The organism is Methylobacterium sp. WL103 (assembly GCF_008039885.1).
GTDB lineage: Bacteria > Pseudomonadota > Alphaproteobacteria > Rhizobiales > Beijerinckiaceae > Methylobacterium > Methylobacterium cerastii.
In genome coordinates this window covers 1-5706 of the sequence record NZ_VRUX01000261.1, presented here as the reverse complement: position 1 = coordinate 5706, position 5706 = coordinate 1, and the positions used below count along the sequence as shown (strand labels likewise).

The following is a 5706-nucleotide window of genomic DNA, read 5'->3' as shown; positions in this document are numbered from 1 at the left end:
GCCTCGCCGTCGCCGGCGGCCGCGAGCGCCGCGCCAGACGACGCGAAGGCGGGCAGGAGGATCGCGGCGGCGAAGAGGGAGTCTCGGATCGGGCGGCGCATGGCGTTCTCCTCGGGGTCTTGTTCGTTGCAGCGGTGCTCTTGGTGACACCGTCCTATCCAATACGTCATAGGGCCGCGCGCGCGCTGCGTCTGTGATCGCGGTCACAATCGTGGGGTGCGGCTGGTCAAGTTATAGTGCGCAGCGGGTCGGCGCGGCGCGGATCGCCCGGTCGCGAGCGAGGCCGAGGCAGCGCTAGGGATGTCACGGCGCGGCTTCCCGCAGCGCCCGCTCGTCCGCGGCGAGCTGCAGCAGCTCCGCCGCGCCGACCGCCTCCATCGGCGCGCGGATGCGGATGGCCCGCGTCGCCTCGCCGGCCCGCATCACCAGCACGACGGTCTCGATGTCGGGGCAGCCGGGGTCTGCGCAGGCGATCTCGTTGACGGTGATCGCGTCGCCTTCGCCGAGGCTCAGCGCCACCGTGCAGGCGGCTTTCACGCGCTTGGCGAGCTGCACCTGCTCGGCGGAGCGGGCGCGCCACGCCTTCAGGCTGACGAAGGCCATGCTCTCGAATCCCCGGATCTTTTCCTGCGGTCGCGTGGCGGCGCGGGCGCCTTCCTTTTTGCGGCGCAGGCGATGAAACACTGTTGCATCACCCGTGTCCACCAAGCCTCAGCCGGCGACGGATCGTCTACCGGTAGACCGAACGCTGTCGGGCCGCGCCCATTTTCTGGTAAGCTCGCACCTGCGCCGAAACAAACGCGACGTTCGCTCGTAAACGTCGCGCGCCCGTGTCCGGGGCTGCAGGTGAGGAGTACCCGGTGCGACCCTGGCGCGACGGACCCGCTGATCGACGCGGCTACCACCACGGCAACCTGAAAGAGGCGCTGATCGAGGCGGCGCGCAGGTTCATCGCCGAGCGCGGCATCGGCGGCTTCACCCTGGTCGACGCGGCGCGCCTCGTCGGCGTCACCCCGGCCGCGCTCTACCGGCATTTCCGTGGGCGCGAGGCGCTGCTCGAGGAACTCGCCGGCCGCGGCTTCGCCGAGCTCGCCGAACGGCTGGCGCGCGCGCTCACCGCCCGCGGCACCTCTTTGGAGCGATTCACGCGGATGGGCGAAGCCTACCTCGCCTTCGCCGAAGAGGAGCCCGGCTACTACGCGGCGATCTTCGAGACCCGCGGCGTCAACGTGCCGAACGAAGCCGGCCCGCGTCCGAGCCCGTTCGACCTGCTGGTGGAAGCGCTGCAATCGACCTTTCCGGACGGGTTCGGCGGGGTCGCCCCGCGCTTCATCGCGCTGGAGGTCTGGGCGCTGTCGCACGGGCTCGCGACCCTCGCCGCCGCCGGCCACCTGCCGAAGGGGCCGGGCATTCCCGACACCTACGAATTGCTGCGCGCCGGCGTCCTCGCCCTCGTCCACGGTGCCGCCGCCGGAAAGCCATCGGCCGGCGCCGGGCCCGCCCCTTGAAAGCGATCTGACGCACCCGCATGTTAACGCTGTTCACATGAACAGCGGAGCCTTACCGTGAGCACATCCTCTTCCTCTCCCTGGACGGGCGGCAAGGTCAGCCGTTGCGGTCCGTTCCCGCGCCGCTCGATCGAGATCGGCGCCATCGTCGTCAGCTTCATCTACTGGTGGCCCGTCGGCCTCGCCCTCGTGGCGTGGAAGGTCGCCGGCTATCCGGCGCTCGGGGAGCTGCGCGACTACGCCAAGCGCGGCGCCGCGGGCTGGGAGGGCGGCACCGCCAGGGCTTCGCGCTTCGCCCGTTCGTTCGACGCATCCAACCGCCGCGGCGCCACCGGCAACTGGGCCTTCGAGGAGTACCGCAAGGCCGAGCTCGACCGGCTCGACGCCCAGCGCCGCGCCCTGCAGGAGGAGAGCCGCGCCTTCGCCGAGTTCGTCGAGGAGCTGAAGCGGGCCAAGGACCGCGACCAGTTCGACGCCTTCATGGCCAAGCGCCGGGCCGACGGCGAGGGCAAGACCTTCAACGCCTGAGGCGTCGCCGGGTTGGTGGATCGAGGGCCTTCCGCGCGAGCGGGAGGCCCTTTTTCGTCGTCCTCGCGTTGCGCCGGCGCGCGCCCTTCGGCAAAGCGGAGGCGGGTGCGACGGGAGGACACGATGAGCCAGGCAACGGTCACGGTGGTCGAACACCCCCTCGTCCAGCACAAGCTCACGCTGCTGCGCGACAAGAACCGCTCGACGCAGGGCTTCCGCAACCTGCTCAACGAGATCGGGATGCTGCTCGCCTACGAGGTGACGCGCGACCTGCCGCTGGAACCGGTTACGATCGAGACGCCGATCCAGGTGATGGAGGGGCGGCAGATCCAGGGCAAGAAGCTGGTGCTCGCCCCGATCCTGCGGGCCGGCGTCGGCTTCCTCGACGGCATGCTGTCGCTGCTGCCCTCGGCCCGCGTCGCCCATGTCGGGCTTTATCGCGACCCGGAGACGCTGGAGGCGATCGAGTACTACTTCAAGGCGCCCTCGGACCTCGCCGACCGCACGGTGCTGGTGCTCGACCCGATGCTGGCGACCGCGAACTCCGCCATCGCCGCACTGACGCGCCTGAAGGCGCGCGGCGCGCAGGACCTGCGCTTCGTCTGCCTGCTCGCCGCCCCCGAGGGCGTCGCCCGGCTCCAGGCCGCCCATCCCGACGTGCCGATCTGGACGGCAGCTATCGACAGCCACCTCAACGACCACAGCTACATCGTGCCGGGCTTGGGCGACGCCGGCGACCGGATGTACGGCACGCGCTGAAGCCGGCGGGCTTGCCAACGGGGCGCATGGCGGCAACTAGGGGCGAGCCCCTTGGAGGAGACCGCCCGATGACGACGCTGCCCGAGACCATGCGCCAGGTCTGCTTCAACGGCTTCGGCGGCCCCGAGGTGATCGGCACCGAGACGGTGCCGCTGCCGAAGGCCGGTCCGGGTCAGGTGCTGATCGAGGTGGTGTCGGCCGGCGTCAACCGTCCCGACGTGATGCAGCGCGGCGGCAAGTATCCGCCGCCGAAGGGCGCCACCGCCGTGCCGGGCCTGGAAGTCGCCGGCCGCATCGCCGCCCTCGGCGAGGGCGTGTCCGGGCTGTCGCTCGGCGACGAGGTCTGCGCCTTGGTGATCAGCGGCGGCTACGCCGAGTTCGCCGTCGCCGAGGCCGGCCATTGCCTGCCGAAGCCCAAGGCGCTGTCGCTCGTCGATGCCGGCGGCATCCCGGAGACGTTCTTCACGGTCTATTCCAACGTCGTGCAGCGCGGCCGGCTCACATCCGGCGAGACTTTCCTGGTCCACGGCGGATCGAGCGGCATCGGCTCGACCGCGATCCAGATCGCCAAGCACATGGGCGCACGCGTGTTCGCCACCGCCGGCTCGGCCGAGAAGTGCGCCTTCTGCGAAAAGCTCGGTGCGGACGCAGCGATCAACTACCGCGAGGCGGACTTCGCCGAGGAGATCCAGCGCCTCACCGACGGCAAGGGCGTCGACGTGATCCTCGACATGATCGGCGCGAGCTACCTCGCCAAGAACCTCGCCTCGCTCGCGATCGAGGGGCGCCTCGTGCTCATCGCGCTGATGGGCGGCAACAAGGCCGAGACCCTCAACATCACGCCGATCATGATCAAGCGGCTGACCTTCACCGGCGCGACGCTTCGGCCGCGGCCGAGCGCCGAGAAGGCGGGCATCGCCGACGGTCTGCGCCGCGACGTGTGGCCGGAGCTCGATGCCGGCCGCATCCGCCCGGTGATCCACGCGACCTTCCCGTTCGAGGAGGCGCAGAAGGCCCACGAGCTGATGGAATCGAGCGCCCACCTCGGCAAGATCCTGCTCGTCACCGGCCGCTGAGGGCGGTCGGCGGCGGCCATCACAGGAACCCCCGGCAAAGGCCCCGCGTTTGCCGGGTCGAGAACGCGTGCCGGCCTTCGGCGCGCGGCGGCGCCCTTACGGCGTTTCGGTGAGGTGTGAGAATGGTCGAGCAGGTTCCCAATCAGAACGCACGCCAGGGCGAGCGCGGCAAGTCGATGCTCTGGGTGCTGGTCGGCAGCCTCGTGCTGCTCGCCGTGGCCACGATCGGCCTGCTGACCTGGAACGGCGCCAACGCGCCGAAGGACTACGCCAGCCAGAGCCAGGACGCGTCGCGCAAGGAGGTCACCGGGTCGGTGACGGGCTCGAACAACGCGCCGTCCTCGAGCAACACGAGCGGCGTGCCGGCCGGCAACCCGACCTACCCGCAGCCGGCCCAGCCGAGCGCGAACGGCAACCAGCCGAAGTAGGCGCTGTGCGCAGCCCGGCCCGCGCTCAGCGGGTCGGGACCGGCGTTTCGCCGCGATAATCGTAGAAGCCGCGCTTGACCTTGCGGCCGAGCCAGCCGGCCTCGACGTACTTCACCAGGAGCGGGCAGGGCCGGTACTTCGAATCCGCCAGCCCCTCGTAGAGCACCTGCATCACGGAGAGGCAGGTATCGAGGCCGATGAAGTCGGCGAGCTGCAGCGGGCCCATCGGGTGGTTCGCGCCGAGGCGCATGGCGGTGTCGATCGACTCCACCGACCCCACGCCCTCGTAGAGCGTGTAGATCGCCTCGTTGATCATCGGCAGCAGGATGCGGTTGACGATGAAGGCCGGGAAGTCCTCCGACATCGTCGAGGTCTTGCCGAGCTTGGCGATGAAGGCCTTGGCCGACTCGTAGGTCGGGTCCTCCGTCGCGATGCCGCGGATCAGCTCGACGAGCTGCATCACCGGCACCGGGTTCATGAAGTGGATGCCGATGAAGCGCTCCGGCCGGTCGGTCGAGGCGGCGAGCCGCGTGATCGAGATCGACGAGGTGTTGGTCGCGATCAGCGCATCCGGGCGCAGCGACGGGCACAGGGTCGAGAAGATCTGGCGCTTGGTCGCCTCGTGCTCGGTGGCGGCCTCGATGACGAGGTCGCAGGGGCCGAGGTCGTCGTAGCTGCGCGCGGCGACGATGCGCTCGCGCACCTCGCGGCGGTGGCTCTCGTCGATCGTGCCCTTCGAGACCTGGCGGGCGAGGGTGCCGTCGATGTTGGCGAGCCCCGCGTTGAGCCGATCGGGATCGCGGTCGTTCAGCAGAACGTCGAGGCCGGCCGCAGCGCAGACGTGGGCGATGCCGCTTCCCATCTGCCCGGCACCGATGATGCCGACCCGCTTGATATCGATGCCCATCTGTCGATCCATGCCCCCGACGCCCACAACCGGAGCGGCTGCCGAGCTTTCCTGCGCTGCACGGTCCCCGATCCACCGCGAAAGCAGCACGGACTGCGCAGCAGATCTTTTAGCGCCTTCACCGGCCCCGGTGGAACCCGTCGCGCTACTTAAGACGCGACAGGTTCGACGGGACGCCCCGATCCGTCATCGCACGGATCGGGACAGAGAACTGAAGCCTCGCCTCAGTTGCCTTTGGCCTTGCCGATCTCGGCCTGCAACTCCGGCACGATCTGGAACAGGTCGCCGACGAGGCCGTAATCCGCCACCTGGAAGATCGGGGCGTCCTCGTCCTTGTTGATCGCGACGATGACCTTCGAGTCCTTCATGCCGGCCAGGTGCTGAATCGCGCCGGAGATGCCGACCGCGACGTAGAGGTCGGGCGCCACCACCTTGCCGGTCTGGCCGACCTGCCAGTCGTTCGGGGCGTAGCCGGCGTCGACGGCCGCGCGCGAGGCGCC

8 protein-coding genes are annotated in these 5706 nt (G+C 69.9%); 5 read left to right on the top strand and 3 right to left on the bottom strand.

Features of this window, described 5'->3' with window-relative positions; translation table 11 throughout:
* Positions 1-303 precede the first annotated feature (303 nt).
* Positions 304-603: a hypothetical protein gene (locus tag FV222_RS15660; RefSeq protein WP_147763941.1), complete on the bottom strand. Its 300-nt coding sequence runs from the start codon at positions 601-603 to the stop codon at positions 304-306.
* A gap of 257 nt (positions 604-860) precedes the next feature.
* Here FV222_RS15660 and FV222_RS15655 point away from each other — a divergent pair, with 257 nt between their 5' ends.
* The 5 genes from FV222_RS15655 (at position 861) to FV222_RS15635 (ending at position 4299) form a co-directional block, all read left to right on the top strand.
* A complete protein-coding gene (locus FV222_RS15655; protein WP_147763942.1) occupies positions 861-1508 on the top strand; it encodes a TetR/AcrR family transcriptional regulator in 648 nt (215 codons plus the stop codon).
* A 57-nt stretch (positions 1509-1565) separates the two neighbouring features.
* Positions 1566-2036: a DUF2852 domain-containing protein gene (locus FV222_RS15650; protein WP_147763943.1), complete on the top strand. Its 471-nt coding sequence runs from the start codon at positions 1566-1568 to the stop codon at positions 2034-2036.
* 123 nt (positions 2037-2159) lie between these two features.
* Entirely contained in the window at positions 2160-2795 is a 636-nt protein-coding gene (gene upp / locus FV222_RS15645) for a uracil phosphoribosyltransferase (RefSeq protein ID WP_147752267.1), read from the top strand.
* A gap of 68 nt (positions 2796-2863) precedes the next feature.
* Positions 2864-3871: an NAD(P)H-quinone oxidoreductase gene (locus FV222_RS15640; RefSeq protein ID WP_147763944.1), complete on the top strand. Its 1008-nt coding sequence runs from the start codon at positions 2864-2866 to the stop codon at positions 3869-3871.
* A gap of 122 nt (positions 3872-3993) precedes the next feature.
* Positions 3994-4299, top strand: a complete 306-nt coding sequence (locus FV222_RS15635; RefSeq protein ID WP_147752269.1) for a hypothetical protein — start codon at positions 3994-3996, stop codon at positions 4297-4299.
* Positions 4300-4324: 25 nt separating this feature from the next.
* Here FV222_RS15635 and FV222_RS15630 read toward each other — a convergent pair whose 3' ends face one another.
* Both FV222_RS15630 and FV222_RS15625 read right to left on the bottom strand, forming a co-directional pair.
* A complete protein-coding gene (locus FV222_RS15630) occupies positions 4325-5206 on the bottom strand; it encodes a 3-hydroxybutyryl-CoA dehydrogenase (RefSeq protein ID WP_147752270.1) in 882 nt (293 codons plus the stop codon).
* Positions 5207-5430: 224 nt separating this feature from the next.
* On the bottom strand, positions 5431-5706 hold a 276-nt coding region (locus FV222_RS15625; RefSeq protein ID WP_210248489.1), incomplete at its 5' end, for an FAD-binding protein.

Coding starts and splice junctions, on each gene's coding strand:
- FV222_RS15660 (WP_147763941.1), bottom strand. CDS start 603: ATGGCCTTCGTCAGCCTGAAGGCGTGGCGCGCCCGCTCCGCCGAGCAG.
- upp (WP_147752267.1), top strand. CDS start 2,160: ATGAGCCAGGCAACGGTCACGGTGGTCGAACACCCCCTCGTCCAGCAC.
- FV222_RS15640 (WP_147763944.1), top strand. CDS start 2,864: ATGACGACGCTGCCCGAGACCATGCGCCAGGTCTGCTTCAACGGCTTC.
- FV222_RS15635 (WP_147752269.1), top strand. CDS start 3,994: ATGGTCGAGCAGGTTCCCAATCAGAACGCACGCCAGGGCGAGCGCGGC.
- FV222_RS15630 (WP_147752270.1), bottom strand. CDS start 5,206: ATGGGCATCGATATCAAGCGGGTCGGCATCATCGGTGCCGGGCAGATG.